The 16864-nt window shown below is 47.9% G+C and carries 16 protein-coding genes and 1 tRNA gene; 12 read left to right on the forward strand and 5 right to left on the reverse strand.

Annotated features, from left to right (window positions below):
* Nucleotides 1–69: 69 nt before the first annotated feature.
* Together BSZ32_RS15380 and BSZ32_RS15390 are read left to right on the forward strand one after the other, a co-directional pair.
* A complete protein-coding gene (locus BSZ32_RS15380) occupies nt 70–1650 on the forward strand; it encodes a translocation/assembly module TamB domain-containing protein (RefSeq protein WP_105044234.1) in 1581 nt (526 codons plus the stop codon).
* A 349-nt stretch (nt 1651–1999) separates the two neighbouring features.
* On the forward strand, nt 2000–2506 hold the full coding sequence (locus tag BSZ32_RS15390; protein WP_105044236.1) for a ferritin: 507 nt from the start codon (nt 2000–2002) through the stop codon (nt 2504–2506).
* 518 nt (nt 2507–3024) lie between these two features.
* On the opposite strand, the gene BSZ32_RS15395 is transcribed toward BSZ32_RS15390, so the two are convergent.
* Complete coding sequence (locus tag BSZ32_RS15395; protein ID WP_105044237.1) at nt 3025–3582, reverse strand: hypothetical protein; 558 nt, start codon at nt 3580–3582, stop codon at nt 3025–3027.
* Between the two features lie 218 nt (nt 3583–3800).
* Between BSZ32_RS15395 and BSZ32_RS15400 the strand changes: the two genes are divergently transcribed.
* The 3 genes from BSZ32_RS15400 to purC all read left to right on the forward strand — a co-directional run bounded on the left by BSZ32_RS15400 (nt 3801) and on the right by purC (nt 5461).
* Nucleotides 3801–4109 carry a putative quorum-sensing-regulated virulence factor gene (locus BSZ32_RS15400; RefSeq protein WP_105044238.1) on the forward strand — a complete coding sequence of 103 codons (309 nt, stop codon included), beginning with the start codon at nt 3801–3803 and terminating at the stop codon, nt 4107–4109.
* Nucleotides 4110–4191: 82 nt separating this feature from the next.
* Nucleotides 4192–4686, forward strand: a complete 495-nt coding sequence (locus BSZ32_RS15405; protein WP_105044878.1) for a lactoylglutathione lyase family protein — start codon at nt 4192–4194, stop codon at nt 4684–4686.
* A 61-nt stretch (nt 4687–4747) separates the two neighbouring features.
* Nucleotides 4748–5461 (forward strand): phosphoribosylaminoimidazolesuccinocarboxamide synthase, encoded by a 714-nt coding sequence (gene purC / locus BSZ32_RS15410; protein WP_105044879.1) that lies wholly within the window; start codon nt 4748–4750, stop codon nt 5459–5461.
* A 406-nt stretch (nt 5462–5867) separates the two neighbouring features.
* Here purC and BSZ32_RS15415 read toward each other — a convergent pair whose 3' ends face one another.
* On the reverse strand, nt 5868–6476 hold the full coding sequence (locus BSZ32_RS15415) for an MBL fold metallo-hydrolase (RefSeq protein ID WP_105044239.1): 609 nt from the start codon (nt 6474–6476) through the stop codon (nt 5868–5870).
* A 468-nt stretch (nt 6477–6944) separates the two neighbouring features.
* A tRNA-Ser gene (locus tag BSZ32_RS15420) sits at nt 6945–7034 on the reverse strand.
* A gap of 96 nt (nt 7035–7130) precedes the next feature.
* Here BSZ32_RS15420 and BSZ32_RS15425 point away from each other — a divergent pair.
* The 3 genes from BSZ32_RS15425 (at nt 7131) to BSZ32_RS15435 (ending at nt 9338) form a co-directional block, all read left to right on the forward strand.
* Nucleotides 7131–8228 (forward strand): glycerate kinase, encoded by a 1098-nt coding sequence (locus tag BSZ32_RS15425; protein WP_105044240.1) that lies wholly within the window; start codon nt 7131–7133, stop codon nt 8226–8228.
* Nucleotides 8229–8472: 244 nt separating this feature from the next.
* Nucleotides 8473–8817: a rhodanese-like domain-containing protein gene (locus tag BSZ32_RS15430; protein ID WP_105044241.1), complete on the forward strand. Its 345-nt coding sequence runs from the start codon at nt 8473–8475 to the stop codon at nt 8815–8817.
* Nucleotides 8818–9038: 221 nt separating this feature from the next.
* The gene (locus BSZ32_RS15435; RefSeq protein ID WP_105044242.1) at nt 9039–9338 is read left to right on the forward strand and encodes a DUF6172 family protein; all 300 of its coding nucleotides are present in this window, start codon (nt 9039–9041) and stop codon (nt 9336–9338) included.
* Nucleotides 9339–9512: 174 nt separating this feature from the next.
* Here the strand turns inward: BSZ32_RS15435 and BSZ32_RS15440 are convergent, their stop codons facing one another.
* Both BSZ32_RS15440 and BSZ32_RS15445 read right to left on the reverse strand, forming a co-directional pair.
* The gene (locus tag BSZ32_RS15440) at nt 9513–10739 is read right to left on the reverse strand and encodes a peptidase M42 (protein WP_105044243.1); all 1227 of its coding nucleotides are present in this window, start codon (nt 10737–10739) and stop codon (nt 9513–9515) included.
* Between the two features lie 89 nt (nt 10740–10828).
* The gene (locus tag BSZ32_RS15445) at nt 10829–12028 is read right to left on the reverse strand and encodes a bifunctional 3,4-dihydroxy-2-butanone-4-phosphate synthase/GTP cyclohydrolase II (protein WP_105044244.1); all 1200 of its coding nucleotides are present in this window, start codon (nt 12026–12028) and stop codon (nt 10829–10831) included.
* Nucleotides 12029–12330: 302 nt separating this feature from the next.
* Between BSZ32_RS15445 and BSZ32_RS15450 the strand changes: the two genes are divergently transcribed.
* From BSZ32_RS15450 to BSZ32_RS15465, 4 genes are all read left to right on the forward strand, one after another.
* Nucleotides 12331–13620: a carbohydrate porin gene (locus tag BSZ32_RS15450; RefSeq protein WP_105044245.1), complete on the forward strand. Its 1290-nt coding sequence runs from the start codon at nt 12331–12333 to the stop codon at nt 13618–13620.
* A 25-nt stretch (nt 13621–13645) separates the two neighbouring features.
* On the forward strand, nt 13646–14596 hold the full coding sequence (locus BSZ32_RS15455) for a metal ABC transporter solute-binding protein, Zn/Mn family (RefSeq protein ID WP_105044246.1): 951 nt from the start codon (nt 13646–13648) through the stop codon (nt 14594–14596).
* 126 nt (nt 14597–14722) lie between these two features.
* Nucleotides 14723–15496: a metal ABC transporter ATP-binding protein gene (locus tag BSZ32_RS15460; RefSeq protein ID WP_105044247.1), complete on the forward strand. Its 774-nt coding sequence runs from the start codon at nt 14723–14725 to the stop codon at nt 15494–15496.
* A gap of 2 nt (nt 15497–15498) precedes the next feature.
* Entirely contained in the window at nt 15499–16863 is a 1365-nt protein-coding gene (locus tag BSZ32_RS15465) for a metal ABC transporter permease (RefSeq protein WP_105044248.1), read from the forward strand.
* Nucleotide 16864: the final 1 nt, after the last annotated feature.

Below are 16864 nucleotides of genomic sequence, written 5' to 3' on the forward strand. Positions count from 1 at the left end.
AATAATAAATATTTGTTCTAGGCTAGAAGAATTCTTGCGCCAAGCCAACGACGCGGTAGGTTCTGCAACATGTCGCAGCGACGTCAACATAGATCAAAGAGTTCAAAAAAGCAGAAAAAAGGATTTCCAGCGCTCTGGAAATGGGCACTTGGGGCCGTCACCTTATTACTGATAGCATCCGTCGTAGGCTATCAAATGGTCATCCAATTTCTGCACAGTGATGGCTTTCGCGAGAAAGTAAGCACCAAGGTTAGCGGTGAGTTGGGCGTTCCTGTAGAGTTGGGTGAATTGACGTGGAGCGGGTTACACCTCGACAACGAATCGGTCACGGCTTCCTCTCAAGGTGCGATCGAAAAAATAGAGGCCAATCAAATTTCTCTCAATGTCGATACTGATTACATCAAGCGTGATGTCTGGAAAATCTCCGATGTCGTGGTCCAGACCGCATCACTAGAGCTCGACCTCAGAAAAGAATTTACTAAAATTGACATCCCTCAGGCTAAGAAGTCGTGGCTTGAAGAGATGCTGCCAGCTAAAGCTGAATTGCTAGATGCTTCGGTTGTCCGAGCTGATGCTAAAATCATAACCAAAGGTGGAGCCTATGTCGTAGAGGGAACTCAAATCGATCTAACAAAGGAAGATTTTGGCTACAAAGCTGAACTCACAAAAGGGATGTTAAAATTACCATTTCCTATCCTGAATGAAGCGGAACTGAAAACCGCATCCCTGCGTCTTATGGAGCAGAGAGTGGTGGTAGATCGAGCGAGCTTTGATGTTTTTGGCAGTGGGAAACTAGGGCTAGATGGTCAGGTGGAACTAGGTGCACCAACCCCCAATTATAGTTTCTTTGGAATTCTTTCTGGACTAAAATGTGCCGATATAGTCGATGAGGACTGGAGGCAAAAACTGAGTGGTGATGTCGAGGCGAAATTCACAGTGAAACCAAAAGGCGGGAATGAGCCTGAGTTCAATGGAAGCATCAAAATTATTGACGGACAACTAACTGCTCTACCGGTTTTAGACACGATTGCTGCCTACACTGTGATTCGTGATTTTAAGCGTCTACGATTCTCTGAATTTAGCTGTGACTTCTACCGCTTCGGAGAGCTACTACGAATCAGCAATATTTATGTCCATTGTGATGGCCTTATGCGCATCGAAGGGAAACTGGATATGAATGGAGATCGTTTGAGTGGTCGGTTCAATGTAGGACTGAATCCGGGCACACTCAGTCACATCCCAGGGGCAGAGGACAAAGTATTTCTCCCCGGTAAAGAAGGCATGCACTGGGCAGTCGTCAATATTGGCGGCACTGTGGATGCTATCGAGGAAGATCTCACAGATCGAATCAAAGCTGCGGCTCTAGATCGCTTGTTCGAGATGGCAGGGGGGCAACAAGTCCTTCGCTTCACCAATCAAGCTGTTGAATCGCTCGGGGACTTACCTAGTGCTCTTGATGCTTCAGGTCTCACAGATGTAATACGCGATAATAATGTCATCCAAGCTGGACGAAATATACTCGATTCCGGAAAAAATGGAGACATCACAGATCCAATCAAAACGGGTTCTGATATCATTCAACGCGGACTCGGTGGGCTCTTCGGTGGTGGTTCTCAGAAAGAGGAAGAAACTGACGAAAACAAGGAGTAGTCACTACTCGGCTAGTATTTCAGACTATGGTCTCAGCTGGTAAACTCCCTTTTACACCATGTTAGGTTGCATATTTCTGTAAATCTAAGATATTGAGATTCATTATCAATAGTGAGTCTTAACCATGGCAAAAATAAAAACATTCTGTAAGTGGAGCGGAAAAGATATTCTCAAGAATATGGATCTGCTCAGTAAGCTGACAAGCAAGCCTGAGTACGCTTGTCGCAAATGTGCACGTGTATCGAATACCAAAAAATCACTATGCAAGCCTGTGGCGCTTTCGACCAAAGCTTATAGTATTTGAGCTAGATTTTATTGTTAGTATAGGGTATCTTTAAAAATAAATTTTATGATACATCAAGAATTACAAGACGCACTGAATAGTCAGATCAATCAAGAACTGACAGCCGCTTACAATTATTTAGCAATCTCGGCTTACTTTGAGGAGGATAACCTAGACGGTTTTTCCTCATGGATGCATTTGCAGCACTTGGAAGAGTTGTCCCACGCTCAAAGGCTGCAAACCTATCTTTTGGACAGAGGTGGCCAGCTTGAGCTAGAAGCTATCGAGAAGCCTCGTTCTAGTTTTTCTGGACCCCTAGAAGCATTTGAATTTTCGCTCGAGACTGAACAAGAAAACACAAAGTCGATCAACAAGCTTTATGAAATAGCTTTGCGACTCAATGATCATACTACAAAAAGCCATTTGCAATGGTTTTTAGACGAGCAAGTGGAGGAAGAAAAAAGTGTGGAAGAAGTGATCACAACACTGAAACGTATTGATGACGATGTCACAGGGTTACTTTACCTCAACGACAAGCTAGGAGCCCGGAAACCCGGGACCCCAACGGTTTAGATTTGAGCCGGCGACGGGGACAAGCCTGTCCAATAAAGCGATCTAACCACGAAAGGTTCGAAAGGCCTCCACGATGAAACAGCTCTAACACGAATCCGCACCGATTGCACGAATCTTCAGGCTGGGATTTTTCTCCGAAGCGTCCGATTAGGTGGATAAAGAGAACACAATAAAGCTCTGGACTGCGCGTGGCCGAAGACTTTGGATGGTAGATCGAGATGAAAAGCCCGTTATCAGCTCCAACCAATATCGTCTTGAAGCACTCACACGAAGATTCTGCTGCGGTTGACTTTGCTATCGCAGTTGATAATTCACCTCGGAAATGCAGTTGGAAGCGTTTTAGATTTTGTCGACCTCTCCAGTTTTTAAGTGACGCTGGCGTCTGATGTGCGCGAGGTCATGACATCAGACGCAGATATAGAATTTGTTACCGATCTTTTCGATAGCTAGCTTGAGAGGTAGTAAGGCCATCATGATGAAAGCGGCTGGAAGCAGGCTTCTACGTGAGAGAGGGGACTCTACTCCTTCTCTTTTTCGTCTTCTAAGAGGTGGTTAGGAATTTCGATTTCCACGAAGTCATCACCTTCGTAAATTTTCCTAACGACGTTGAAACTCATAAGCAGGAAGAGTCCGATAAGGAAAAATCCGAGCTCCATGAATACAGGGGAACTCATGTAGCCTGCGATCTTAGCCGCGACTTCACCGGCAAAACCGTCTAGTAAAAAAGCGCTCGCTCCTAGGATACTGAGAGCGAGGAAGAAGCCGCTCATAAAGAGGCAGCCGATGATGAGCGTCTTCACCCATGATTTTTCCCACTCAGGTGAGCGCTTAGCGATAGCGAAGAGGGCGAGTAACCAAGTGATGAATCCAACTCCTAGCGCTAGTCCCCAAGTTACGAGATTCTTGACAGTGAAAAGCACCTCGGCCCACTCTGAGGCAACGTCGCCAAGTCCACCTGGGCCAACCACAGCAATGACTTTGATGGCTAGTAGAGCGATCACTAAAATGAGGAAGGTGGCATAACCACCGATGAAGCAGATGCGAAGCATGAGTGACTGGTGCACTGGCAATTGCATAATTTCAACCCTAATCCGAGCAGAAAGACACTAACCACGCTCATAATGAACGCTAGGTAGAGGAATGCCTCTGGCTCGCTACATCCTAGCTAGATGGATCTCACGGTGCTAAATCTCAGAAGAAATTTGTAAAACCTGAGTAATTTTGATAATTCTGTACGAACGCTTGTCGTCTTAGCTTGTAGCCGACGTCGGATTTGCTAAAAAAAGCGTGAAGAATGGATTTTACAGAAATTGATCGCGGGGACTTTCGCAATTTGCTCATCGAAATTGGCCAGTCCTGGATGCCATTCGGTAAGTTTGGGCCCAAGGATTATCCACCACGCGGGGTGCCAATCATGGACCTTCCTCCAGAATATCTTTCTTGGTTTAAGGAGCGCGGATTTCCCAAGGGCCGGCTAGGTGAGCTGCTGGAGTCAGTCTGTGATCTCAAAGAAGTGGGGATGGATTTGGTTTTCGAGCCGATGCGTAAGGTGAATGGCGGTCGAGTGAGCGTTAGGAAATACAAGCCGAGAACCGATTTCTAGCTTGAGATATTGAGGAGGTTTTTTTCTGTGATGGTTCAAAATTAGTGTGTTAGACTCCACAATGATTGAAAATAAGAAAGCTATGAAAACGTACCCGAAAACGATGTCGCATATTGGTCTATCTGTGCCAAATTTAGAGAAAGCCGTTGAGTTTTATAGAGAGGTGATGGGCTGGTATGTCATCATGGAGCCTACAGAAATAGAAGAAGACTCGAGTACCTCTATTGGGGTGATGTGCGCAGATGTGTTTGGTGAAGGATGGGGAGGTTTTAAAATCGCTCACATGTCGACTGGTGATAAAATGGGAGTCGAGCTCTTTGAATTTAGAAACAACCATCAGCCAAATGAATTTGAATACTATAAAACAGGAACATTCCATTTCTGTGTTCAAGACCCCAACTTAGAAGAGTTGGTGGAAAAAATTATAGCGCATGGAGGCAAACAGCGGATGCCAGTTCGCTATTATTATCCGGGAGAGAAACCCTACAGGATGGTCTACGTAGAGGATCCGTTCGGTGTGGTCTTTGAGATTTATTCTCATAGCTATGAGCTTACTTACTCTGCTGGTGCCTATTGATTCGAGAAAAATGCTTCTTCAAGGGCTTGACCTAGAGGGGAGTTAGCCGTAGGAAATGACCATGGAACCACTTTACGAAGGCAAAGCCAAGCGACTCTACACTACTGACGACCCAAATGTCCTCCGCATGGAGTACAAGGATGAAGCTACAGCATTCAATGCTGAGAAGAAAGCTGAGTTCGAAAACAAGGGCCGCCTCAACACTGCAATCACACTTGCAATGTACCGTATGCTCGAAGCTAAGGGCGTGGAGACACACCTTCTGGAGTCCATCGATGACACCAATCTTCTGGTTAAGAATGTGGATATCCTCATGGTGGAAGTCATCGTGCGTAACGTCGCGGCAGGTTCTTTTTCCAAGCGTCTAGGCGTAAAAGAAGGCACACCATTCAACCAGCCAATCGTTGAGTTCTCCTACAAGAGTGACGAACTAGGCGATCCATTGATCAACGACGATTACGCTCGCGAAATGGGTCTAGCAACTCCTGAGGAGTGTGCTGAGCTTAAATCTAAGGCACTTATCATCAATGATGTGATGATCGAATTTTTCCAGCACGCTGGACTCAAGCTCGTTGACTTTAAAGTCGAGTTTGGCCGTACAAAGGATGCTGACGCGAAGATCGTTCTTGCTGACGAGATCAGCCCAGACACATGCCGTCTTTGGGACATAGAGACTGGCAAGAAAATGGACAAAGACCGTTTTCGCCAAGACCTCGGTGGTGTGATGGAAGCCTACGAAGAAGTGCTCAAGCGCGTTGAAGCTACTGTAAAGTAAGCTTCGGCCCTCTCCAAAATTTCTAAAAACCTCGCAGAGTTAGACTCTGGGAGGTTTTTTGGTGCTCACCAAGCCTTACGCATGATGAGTTGTTTTTTAGAAAGAATTGACAGAATTATTTTGAGAACCCTTAGTGGTACTAGATAGCCCATCGGGCTTACCTAGCTTAGCCCAGTGTTGGCTCTCAGTGTTGGCTCAGTGAGCCTACGCTGGGTGACTATGCAGAAGAGTAAACTACGCTGAAAGTGTTGAGGGCGCGATTTCACGAAAATGTTATACTCTGGGATTTGCTCATCATTGCTGGCATAACAACCTTAAACGTAACACCACGTTGCGCTGAAAGGGATGCCCAAGGCTTCATCGCTCATTCTAAATTTCACAAATATTGATGCGTGTCAGTACCGCATTACACAAATGGATTGTGCTCTTTCTCGTGACCAATAGTGGTTTGGCTGCCATGGCCTGAGCAGACGACTGTTATGTCTGGCAGAGTGAAGAGTTTTGTCCGAATGCCTTCTAGCAATTGCTCGTGGGAGCCACCTGGTAGGTCAGTTCTGCCGATCGATCCCTCCATCAGAGTGTCGCCAGCAAAAACGGCACCTACTGCTGGGAAGTAGTAGCTGACTGAGTCAGGCGAATGCCCAGGAATATGAGCGATCTTGAACTCAAGCCCACCAATCGTATAGCTTGCATTACCATCGAGTAAAACGTCAGGGGTAAAGGGAGCGATCTGCACTGGTAGCCCCCAGTTCTCACGAGCTTCCTTTTGGCGGATCAACGTCTCTGAGTAAGGCGAGTGCATCAAAACCTCCACGCCCATTGTCTGAAGCGCTTCGACATCCTCAGTGTGATCAAAATGTTGATGAGTCAGCAAGAGGTGCGTAGGCTTGAGCCCTTCTTGCTCGATTATTTCATGAATCAGAGCTGGGGCATCGATCACGATACATGCACCCTCGTGCTCAATAATATAACCATTAGTGGATACATGGCCTCCTGTGTAGCTGTGAATTGGCATAGATGTATGATCTCTAGCGATTGTGACGAATCAATAAAAAATTAGAAATTTGCCAAATTCATGCGGCAAACCCAACACAATGAAACGAGCTCCCACCACGAATCACAGGGACTTAACAAATCAATAGGCAGGGTAGATTCTCCTGGAGCTGGTCTCTTACGGGCTTGTGCCTGCCCACTTAGGGGCTGTGCTGATAGGGTTTCATGACCGAGGGGCTAAGCCGCGTTGCTATACGGAGAGTTTTGAACTGTGGCCAAATTATCGAGAAGTGTACTAAATAGACTGTCACACCCTTAGTGTTTTTTTAAATCTGAACTTGGATGTGCTCAAATACTTAACTCTCAAAATGAGGACGGTGAATGGTTTCTCCCGTGATACTCCGGTAGGGGTTTCTGCCTCACGGCGTCGTGTAGTCTCGGGGGCACAAAAAAGCGAATCGTTTCCGATTCGCTTTTTTAGCTGCCACGCTGGCAGAGGGGGTGAGATTCGAACTCACGGTAGGTTTAACCCTACGTCGGTTTTCAAGACCGGTGCATTAAACCACTCTGCCACCCCTCCGTGATGCGTTAGCTGCGGGGGAAAGAAAACTTATTTCTTCGGATTTGGCAAGTAAACAGTGGTATTTTTTTGCACTTTTTTTATAAGTGTTTGATTATGAAAATACTGATTGCATGCGATAAGTTTAAAGGATCGATGACCGCCGCTGAGGCGTGTGAGGCTATCGCCAAAGGCTTGTCGGAGGGATGCCCCGGATTGGAGATCGAACAAGCTCCGATAGCGGATGGTGGTGAAGGATTTACCGAGGCTGTACGTGACTCCATTGGTGGCGAGTGGGTTAGCTGTAGTTCTCTGGATGCTCTAGGGCGTGCTTGCGAGTCGCGATACCTCATCATCGGAGACAACGCAGTGATGGAAATGGCGGAGTCCTGTGGACTAGAAATGATTGAAAAAGACCTTAGAGATCCAGAATATTCTAATACGGCTGGTGTGGGAATAATGATGCGGGATGCTATTTTAACCCACAAAGTGAAGAGAATAGTGATGGGAATCGGCGGTAGCGCCACCAATGACGCTGGTACAGGAATGGCGGTCGAATTGGGTGCCAAGTTCTACGATGCCGAGGGACAGCACTTGATGCCAGTCCCAGCCGAGCTTGAGCGGGCAGCAAAAGCTGACCTTGGTGGGATAATGCAGATGCCTGAAATCTTAGTTGCCTGCGACGTGCGCAACCCGCTGTTAGGCGAAAATGGAGCAACCGCCATTTATGGCCCACAGAAAGGCGTGGAGAATATTCCTAAGATGGAGAAAATTATTGAGACTATCATGCGTGTGAGTGGCGGCGAGGCTGTCGCCAGTCTGGATGGCTCAGGAGCTTCAGGTGGACTAGGATTTGGCCTGATGCATTTTTCTGGAGGCACATTGGTGAATGGTTTTGAGTGGCTAGCAGGTGAGTTGAAGCTAGAGCAACGCATCGCCGAGGCCGATGTGGTGATCACCGGGGAAGGTAGTCTCGATGCACAAACTGCAGAAGGTAAGGGGCCCGCTGGCGTCGCTCAGATGGCCAAGGCCGCAGGCAAGACTGTGGTGGTCATGGCTGGTCGTATCGAGGACGGAGCCGAAGCCATGTTCGACCGTCACTATGCTATTACAAACCTAGGTGTCCAACATGATCAATGTATAGTTCGTGGCAAGGAGTTGCTTAGAGCTTTAGCAAAAGAAGAAGCAGCTAAATTGAGTAGAAGTGTTCAGTAACCAGTTTTCAGACCAACACGAAACGATTTTTACCGCAAAACACGCGAAAGCATAAAAATTCCTAATTAGGAGCGAAGCGCCCCCCGGCCATGAAGCGCACTAATTATCACGAGTGGAGTTGGATTCTAGAGTGTTGTTTCAGTCGGCTTTGATGTCGATTTAGCTCTGTGTGTAGTGCAGATAATCAATTAGATATAACAGGGGTGATCTATCTATACTAGCAATTATGTGAGTTAGGAAGGCTATGAAAAGGAATCATGTATTTGTGGTGTCATTGTCGCTTATCATCCCAATGACAACAGCCTTCTCAGAAGAGGTTAAGCCTTCTGCACCAGTTGAGAAGGCAACACCAGATGAGAAACCTAAGAAGGAAAAGCATTCCTTTGCTGATCTTAGTGTTTCGGATCTGAAAGCTGAGCTAGCAAAAGGTGCCATTACAGTGATTGATGCGAATCGCATAAAGAAGTTCAATGCTGGTCACGTGCCAGGAGCTATGCATTACGCAGATATTCAGGGGGAGCAATTTACCGATTCACTACCAAAGCAGAAAGATGCACTGATTGTAGCTTACTACGCTGGTCCCATATGATCAGCATGGCGTAAAGTACGGGTCGCAACTTAAAAATTAGCTTACACCAATATAGATTAGTTGGAAAATTATTGATTGTTAATTCTTAATTAGAGCGCAGCGACACGTGAACTTTGTTTTGCATCTGGTGGCATTACATGTAGAGCTGCGGGGCGGCAATGCACTTTCGTGCTCAATTTTCTTTATGAGTGAGTGGTGTTGCCATTTATCCAGAACTGATTATGAAAAAAGTATTTACCCTTATTGACGAGAACAAGAAACCAGCACGCATGGTGGAAGCTGCAAAAAAAACGATCAATAAGTACATCAAGCGCGAGCGCAAGAAGACGCTCACAGAAGGTATGGATTTCTGGGACTTCAATTGCCAGTTCGGCGCGGATGCTGAAGTTGCTCTTCCTGTGCATTTAAAGCAACTCTTTGTAGCGATCGATCAAGCCGAGAAGGATGTACTCGAGTCGTTCTACGTAGAGATCGTTGCTAAAGAGGTGAAGCGCACCAGAAAGCCGACCGAAGATCAGTAAGAGTGTTCGGTTTTTAGTGTTCCGACGAGCACTATGAAGCCTTGGCTGTTAGAGCCGTTTTCTAGCACTAGTAGAGTGGAGAAACGCAGTCCAGAGCTGAGACTCTTTTTAAACTAAAAAAGCCCTGTCGCTGGTGGGCGAGCAGGGCTGGTGTTGCTTTATTAGTAGAATGGACTACGTGAGTGATGTTGCTGTATCGAGTCTTGGGTGGCCATTTTTGAGGTCATCACGGGTGATTCCTTTGCCACGGTTCATTTCGTCCATCGCGCGGAAAGTGGCAATCATGCCGTGAATGGCGGCTAGTACGTCGGCGGTGTGGCCAGTCTCGGAGATGGTGTGCATGTTGCGGATTGGGAAACCGATAGAAGTGGCTGCGGCATCGAATCCAGCGAGGGCTGCGGCCATCGCGTCAGTGCCTGTGTCACGACCAGAGAAGTCCATTTGGTAGGGGATGCCCTCGGCCATACATGCTTCTTCGATGATGGAGTTGAGATGTTCGCTGGTGATGGAACCTTTGGTGATTGAGAAGCCTTTACCCATTGTGAGTGGGTTCATGCGCTTGGCGCTCATTCCTGGTGCGGCATCGTAGTCGTGGTTGACGTCTGATCCAATGAGGATGTCCGGCTTGAGTTCACCTGCGATAGCTGTGGCACCAAAGCGACCGATTTCTTCGTGGGTAGCAATGGTGTAAAGCACGCGGATGTTTTTGAGTGGTGACTTTGCGAGTAGCTTAGCGATTTCAGCAACCACGAAACAACCTAGCCCGTTGTCGAGGTAGGCACCGTAGAAGGAATCTTCGGAGAATCCGCGCTTGATTGGGCGGTTGAGGATGATCGGGTCACCTGCGCGAATGCCGAGTTCTTCAATGCGCTTCTTGCAGTCTTTTCCGTGCATTTGGAGTTCGAGATACATCATCTCAGGCTTGAGACCTTTTTCTCCAGTGCGCTGGGCTGGCTCTGAAAAGTGGATGGCTCCGAGGGCCTCGATAGTGCCACCGTCAATACTGCGGTAGTTGCCTGGATTTTTAGGGTTCTGGCAGAAAAGTGTTACTTCGTGGCCAACGAGGGTGCAGGGGAGGAACGAATCGGTGTTGATCCAAATCTTGCCGTCGGAGTCGATTTTACGGACTTGAAGGCGAATCTTGTCAGCGTGACCGATGATCATCACGGAGGTCATGTCGTCGCGGCCTGGATGGGTGTCGACGACAATGCCTGCATTGCCTTTGAATTGGTGGATAGCCGATGATTTCGGCATAAACTTTTCAAATGCGGGCTTGAGCACACCGTAGGACATGGCGGCTTCGAGACCGATTGGACTAGGAGCGGCGAGGACTTTACGCATGAAGTCGAACTGAAGTTTCGGCATGGATTTCTCCCATGCGCCTTTGATTTTATTAGACATTTTTTGAGAATTAAGAAGAGGAAAGAGCAAAGAGAGGTCAAGCCTGCGGCTACTAGCCACTCGCTACTGAATACTTGCTACTACTCAAACTAGAGCAGGTGGTCCATGCGGTCTTTTTTAGTCTGAAGGTACTTTTCGTTATGCTCGTTAGAGGTCTGACGAATCGGAAGTTGTTCTACTATATCGAGACCGTAGCCTTGAAGGCCCACCATCTTTTTTGGGTTATTAGTGAGCAGTCGAATGTGGCGTACTCCAAGGTCGTGGAGGATTTGGGCACCCATGCCGTAGTCACGAAGGTCGGCACCGTAGCCGAGCTTTTCGTTTGCTTCGACGGTGTCATAGCCTTGCTCTTGGAGCTTGTAGGCGTGGATTTTGGCTGGGAGTCCAATGCCGCGGCCTTCTTGACGGAGGTAGAGTAATACGCCGCCATCTTTGGCGATGTGCTCAAGTGCTTGGTGGAGCTGGCCACCACAATCACAACGACGGGACATGAAAACGTCACCAGTGAGGCATTCTGAATGGACTCGCACGATGATGGGTTTAGTGGGGTCAATTTCACCGCGGACGAGGGCAAGGTGGTGAGAGTCGTCGGTGTCGACTTCATACAGGTGGCAATCGAACTCACCGAAATCTGTTGGAAGCTTAATGACTTCTGTGCAATGGACTAGCTTTTCAGATTTGCGTCGGTGTTCTACGAGCTGGGCAATGGTGCATGCTTTGAGGCCGTGTTGTTGTTGGTAGTCGCCGAGGTCACCGACACGTGCCATCTCACCATTTTCGTTCATGATCTCACAGATCACACCGGCGGGTTCTAACCCAGCGAGGCGTGCAAGATCGACGGCGGCTTCTGTGTGGCCAGTGCGGCGGAGTACTCCGCCTTCGGCTGCCTGTAGCGGAAAGACGTGTCCAGGCTTAACTAGCATGTCAGCAGAGCTGTCAGGGTTGGCCAAGATTCGCAATGCGAGAGCGCGATCTGCTGCAGATATGCCCGTGGTGATTCCATCTTTGGCGTCGACTGAAACGGTGAATGCAGTCTTGAGAGCTTCCGTGTTACGTCGGCTCATTTGTGGTAGATCCAGTTTGTCTGCTTGTTCCGCAGAAATGGGAGCGCAGATAAGCCCGCGTCCGTGGGTGGCCATGAAGGCTACGATTTCTTTGGTAACCAGACTGCCAGCGCAGATGAGGTCTGCTTCATTCTCGCGGGATGGGTCGTCGGCGCAGATGATGATCTTGCCGGCAGCAATGTCTGCGATGATTTCCTCGATTGTACTGAAAATAAGTTTGCTCATGCTAATGAAACTACCATTGGTCAGTATCCGTCAAAAAGAAAGTGATTTCTATCGCTGGGATAAGCAAAAATAGTTCTCAGCAACTATTGGACTCTCTCCATTTCTCAAACGAATTACTGAATCTTAGTTTGTGATGATAAAATGAATGCTTGTGAATAAAATTAGCCTAGACTAATTTTTGTAGTTGACGCAAATAATGGGTCGGTCTACAAGCCTACCAGATTGGAGAGACATCGAAGAGGTGGTCGTGTGAAAGCGCCTTACAATCGAGAAATTCGATCACCATTTTAGAAGTTGAGAATATGAAGAGTGAATTACTAGTGGTCGGCACTATGGCTGCGGCTTGTGTTTCAGTGCTAGCTGAGTCGGCCCATCCACACCACGGAGAGGATGGTCAAAAGCACCCTATCCAGCCCCATGAGCATGCTGAGTCGAGGATGTTGTTAAATAAATTTGAGAACTCACTGGAGCGGGCGAGTGATGCGGGCGTCTCGATCGCAGGTGAGTACGTCTACGAATACACCAACGTACTCGATGGCGGCGTGAAGAGTGGCGGGTCTGACCGCAACCTTTTTGTCTTTGATGCGGAGTTTGATCTGGAAAATATTTTTGGTCTTAAAGGTGCAACAGTGTTTGCGCAGTATTTGCATGTGAACGCCGAAAGAGGTGGATCCGCAGATGCTGGCGACATTCAAGGATTCACCAATATTGGGTCAGATCGTTCAATGGATGTCTTGTACGAACTTTGGTTTGAGCAGAAATTTGCAGACGGAAAATACCGAGTCAAAGTGGGTAAGGTCGACGCGAATAGCGAGTTTAACTATGTTGACGCAGGTGGCAATTTTTCGAATTCCTCAGCTGGTTTCTCACCAACAATCTTTACTTTTCCAACGTATCCAAATCCAGCGATGAGTGTGAACGTGTTTGCTACTCTGGTAGAAAATGACGTTACTGCATTTACCGTAGGCTACGGCCTAAACGATGGTGGTACCGCTGTTGATGGAGTGGAAACGGGTCGAAGTGGTCCATCCTCGTATTTCTCGGGTGATAGCTCTAACGATTACTTTCATATCCTTCAGGGGGAACAAACTTGGGAGTCACTTTGCAGCTTGGACGAAGGTCGCCTCAGCGCAGGTGCCTGGTATCACAGTGGCAGCTTTGAAACCTTTTCTGGTGGCTCCGACTCCGGCGCGTTTGGTTTCTTTTTCACCGCAGAACAGCGACTCACAACGCGTGCTGAAGATTCAGCAGAAGGAATTTACGTATTTGCACAGTACGCAACAGCTGACGAGAACGTGAGCGAGATTGCTCAGCACATTGCTCTTGGACTTATGAGCGAAGGCTCTGTTGCTGGCCGTTCTTCTGACTCAGCAGGTGTCTATGTGACTTATGTTGATCTTTCAGATGATTCCTATGCAAACGATGGTGATGGTTTTGCCAAAGATGAGTGCACTATCGATGCATTCTATCGTTTCCAACTGAACGACCACTTTGCGTTACAGCCAGAGGTTCAATACATCCTCAACCCATCAGGAAGCTCGAGTGTCAGTGACGCACTTATCGGCGGCGTCAGATTTTCAGCATCATTCTAAAATTTAAATTTAAACAAATATACTTATGAAACTAACAAAACTAATTACAGCTGCAGCAGCAGGTCTCGCACTTGCGCTCACGAGTTGTGGTAACAAAGATGGAAAGTCTGCAGGCATCTGGCAGGAAGACGCTAAGATCCATGCGGTAGCGACTTCGACGATGGTGACTGACATGGTGAAAATCATTGGCGGAGATCAAGTCGAGGTGATCGGCTTGATGGACCCAACAGTGGATCCTCACGCTTACGCTCAGACCTTCGAAGACACAGCTGCGATCAAAAGTGCGGATGTCGTGTTCTACTCAGGACTACACCTTGAAGGTAGAATGCAGGAAGGACTCGAGAAGCGCACTGCGAAAGGCGATAACGTCTACGCTGTGACGGATGCGATCCCACACGAGCAGATCCTCGGAGCTGACCATGCACACGATCCACACGTATGGGGAGATCCAGAGATCTGGGCGCACACTATCGATGAGGTTGTTAAAGGCCTCAGTGCTGTGGATGCAGCACACGCAGCTGAGTTTCAGCAGCGTGGCGAAGCATATCGTGCACAACTCATCGAGCTCAAATCATGGGCGCTCACACGTGTTCAAGAAATCCCTGAAGGACAGCGCGTGATGGTGACTAGCCACGACGCATTCGAGTACTTCGGAAATGCATTTGGCTTCAAAGTAAAAGGTCTTCAAGGTATATCATCTGCTGATTCAGCAGGACTAGGCAGCGCGAACATGCTCATAGCTTTCATCAAGGAGAACAACCTCAAGATGATCTTCCCTGAGTCCAGCGTGAACGACAAAGGCATCAAAGCTGTCGCTGACAATGCTGGTGTATCAGTCAGTAAGCAGCACCTCTTCTCAGACGCTTGCGGAACTCCTGGAGATGTCGTCGACGTCCATGGTGAAAAGTACGACAAAGGCACTTACATCGGAATGATCAAGCACAACGTGAATGTTGTGGTTGAAGGACTGAAGTAAGCTGAAAGAATCTAGAGGCCAGAAGTAAGAATTTCTTCATAACACGAAAAAGTGTGATCTTTGGTTTTGAGGCCGAACATTGCATTTTTCCCTTTTCCCTTTTTCTCTATCACTTAAGCAAAGTATATGAACATTCCAGCTCTAGAGACTCACGACCTCACAGTAACCTATCACAAGCGCCCAGTGCTTTATGGAGTGGATGTGGCTATCCCTGAGGGGAACCTCGTCGGTATTATTGGCCCCAATGGCGCGGGTAAATCGACTTTTATCAAATCCATCATGGGGGTCGTCCCATCGTCAGGTGGCTGGGTCAAAATTTTTGGAAAACCGCTTAAAGAGAGTCTCCACCGTGTGGGCTATGTGCCGCAGCGCGAGAGTGTCGACTGGGATTTCCCCGTGACCGTGATGGATGTGGCGCTGATGGGTACTTATGGACGCTTAGGTCTATTCCGGAGGCCTGGGAAAAAGGAGCGCATGATCGCCTCTGAATCGCTCGATAAGCTAGGCATGTTGCCCTACGCCAACCGTCAGATTGGAAACCTCAGTGGAGGACAGCAACAGCGTGTTTTCCTAGCTCGAGCTCTCGCTCAGGACAGTGATCTGTACTTGATGGATGAGCCATTCGCTGGGGTAGATGCCGCCACTGAGGCTGCTATCATCAAGCTCTTGCAAGAAATGCGCGAGAACGGCAAAACGGTGATCGTGGTGCACCACGATCTCCAATCAGCACAAGAGTACTTTGATATGCTCTTGTTGCTCAATATGCGTTTAGTCGCCTTTGGTGAAACCAAAGATATTTTCACCCAAGAACTTTTACACAAAACCTATGGTGGTCGACTCACTGTGCTCAGTGAAATAGCTGAGAAGGCCGCTAAACAAGGGAAGGATGTACAGCCATAGTGATGGATTATGATTTCACCACCTTAGCCTCCTTTACCATCAACCAGAAGGCGTTTCTCGCTACCATTATCTTAGGTGTGGCATCAGGACTCTTGGGGGCATTTGTTGTCGTCAGGCGGATTGCGCTAGTGGGGGATGCCTTGTCCCATGCTGTGCTGCCAGGTGTGGTGTTAGGTTTTGTGATGTGTCATATGCTCGGCATAGACAAAAACCCGTGGGTTATTTTTAGCTGCGCGGTGAGCATTGGCTTACTGGGGGCGGGGATGGTACGCGCGATCGAGTCTACCACTCGGCTGAAGTCAGATGCCGCACTGGGTATTGTACTGGCGAGCTTTTTTGGAGTCGGTCTAGCAATGCAGTCTGGACTGAAGGATTATATCGATAACAGAGCGGGAATTAGCACTTACATCTACGGCAATGCTGCGATGATCAGCGACGCTGACTTGGCGGCAATGTTCTGGACTACATTTGTGTTAGTAGTAGTTGTTTGGTTGCTGATTCGTCCATTGTTGGTTGTCAGCTTTGATAGTGGATTTGCAGTAGGTTTGGGCTACCCAGTGAAATGGCTGAACTTTATATTTTACACATTACTTACATTTTCAGTGGTGGTTTCGATGCAGGCTGTAGGAGTGATCTTGGTGTCGGCATTGTTGATTACACCTGCTGCTACGGCCTATTTGCTGACTGATCGGCTGTACCGGATGATGCTTTATGCAGTGGGCTTTGCTGTAGCCTCTGGTCTGTTAGGTTGCTACGTTTCCTTGACTATAGATTCTGCCGATGTTCCGACAGGCCCTTTGATTGCCCTGACAGCGGCCATATTATTTGGCCTTGTCTATCTAATGGCTCCTCAGCATGGAGTAATTTCAAAGTCCTTGAAGGTGTTCAGAAGAAAGCAGCGAATTAACCGCGAGAATACACTCAAAGCTATTTATAAAATGCTAGAGAATGAAGGTTTCGCCCATGATGGCGTGGGGCTGCGTGATCTGGCTGAAGTCCGCAAGCGCTCGATCGAAGAAGTAAAATTGGATGTGCAGAGGTTGAGGAAATCAAAGGAAGCTTCCTTTGACGATGCAAAATCGGGGATTTACCTCACACCATCTGGTTGGAGGCGTGCGGTTGAAATTGTCCGAAATCACCGACTGTGGGAACTTTACCTCACCAACCAAGCTGACTACGATGCGGATCACGTCCACGACGATGCTGAGAAGATCGAGCACGTGATCGGTGCCAGCACTGTGCGCCAGTTAGAGCGTGATTTGGATTTCCCCGTGCTAGATCCACATGGAAAACCGATTCCTTCTGTCAGCCAGACTATGGCTCAGCAAAGCGATGGTGGATCTCAGAAAGGAGCAACAGGTTATTAAT

It is taken from the genome of Rubritalea profundi (genome assembly GCF_002954445.1).
Classification (GTDB): domain Bacteria; phylum Verrucomicrobiota; class Verrucomicrobiia; order Verrucomicrobiales; family Akkermansiaceae; genus Rubritalea; species Rubritalea profundi.

Bases quoted from the DNA above. Each gene is read 5' to 3' on its own strand.
- BSZ32_RS15455 (WP_105044246.1), top strand. From the start codon at position 13,646: ATGAAACTAACAAAACTAATTACAGCTGCAGCAGCAGGTCTCGCACTT.
- purC (WP_105044879.1), top strand. From the start codon at position 4,748: ATGGAACCACTTTACGAAGGCAAAGCCAAGCGACTCTACACTACTGAC.
- BSZ32_RS15465 (WP_105044248.1), top strand. From the start codon at position 15,499: ATGGATTATGATTTCACCACCTTAGCCTCCTTTACCATCAACCAGAAG.
- BSZ32_RS15390 (WP_105044236.1), top strand. From the start codon at position 2,000: ATGATACATCAAGAATTACAAGACGCACTGAATAGTCAGATCAATCAA.
- BSZ32_RS15430 (WP_105044241.1), top strand. From the start codon at position 8,473: ATGAAAAGGAATCATGTATTTGTGGTGTCATTGTCGCTTATCATCCCA.
- BSZ32_RS15415 (WP_105044239.1), bottom strand. From the start codon at position 6,476: ATGCCAATTCACAGCTACACAGGAGGCCATGTATCCACTAATGGTTAT.
- BSZ32_RS15450 (WP_105044245.1), top strand. From the start codon at position 12,331: ATGAAGAGTGAATTACTAGTGGTCGGCACTATGGCTGCGGCTTGTGTT.
- BSZ32_RS15405 (WP_105044878.1), top strand. From the start codon at position 4,192: ATGAAAACGTACCCGAAAACGATGTCGCATATTGGTCTATCTGTGCCA.
- BSZ32_RS15425 (WP_105044240.1), top strand. From the start codon at position 7,131: ATGAAAATACTGATTGCATGCGATAAGTTTAAAGGATCGATGACCGCC.
- BSZ32_RS15400 (WP_105044238.1), top strand. From the start codon at position 3,801: ATGGATTTTACAGAAATTGATCGCGGGGACTTTCGCAATTTGCTCATC.
- BSZ32_RS15395 (WP_105044237.1), bottom strand. From the start codon at position 3,582: ATGCAATTGCCAGTGCACCAGTCACTCATGCTTCGCATCTGCTTCATC.
- BSZ32_RS15460 (WP_105044247.1), top strand. From the start codon at position 14,723: ATGAACATTCCAGCTCTAGAGACTCACGACCTCACAGTAACCTATCAC.
- BSZ32_RS15380 (WP_105044234.1), top strand. From the start codon at position 70: ATGTCGCAGCGACGTCAACATAGATCAAAGAGTTCAAAAAAGCAGAAA.
- BSZ32_RS15445 (WP_105044244.1), bottom strand. From the start codon at position 12,028: ATGAGCAAACTTATTTTCAGTACAATCGAGGAAATCATCGCAGACATT.
- BSZ32_RS15440 (WP_105044243.1), bottom strand. From the start codon at position 10,739: ATGTCTAATAAAATCAAAGGCGCATGGGAGAAATCCATGCCGAAACTT.
- BSZ32_RS15435 (WP_105044242.1), top strand. From the start codon at position 9,039: ATGAAAAAAGTATTTACCCTTATTGACGAGAACAAGAAACCAGCACGC.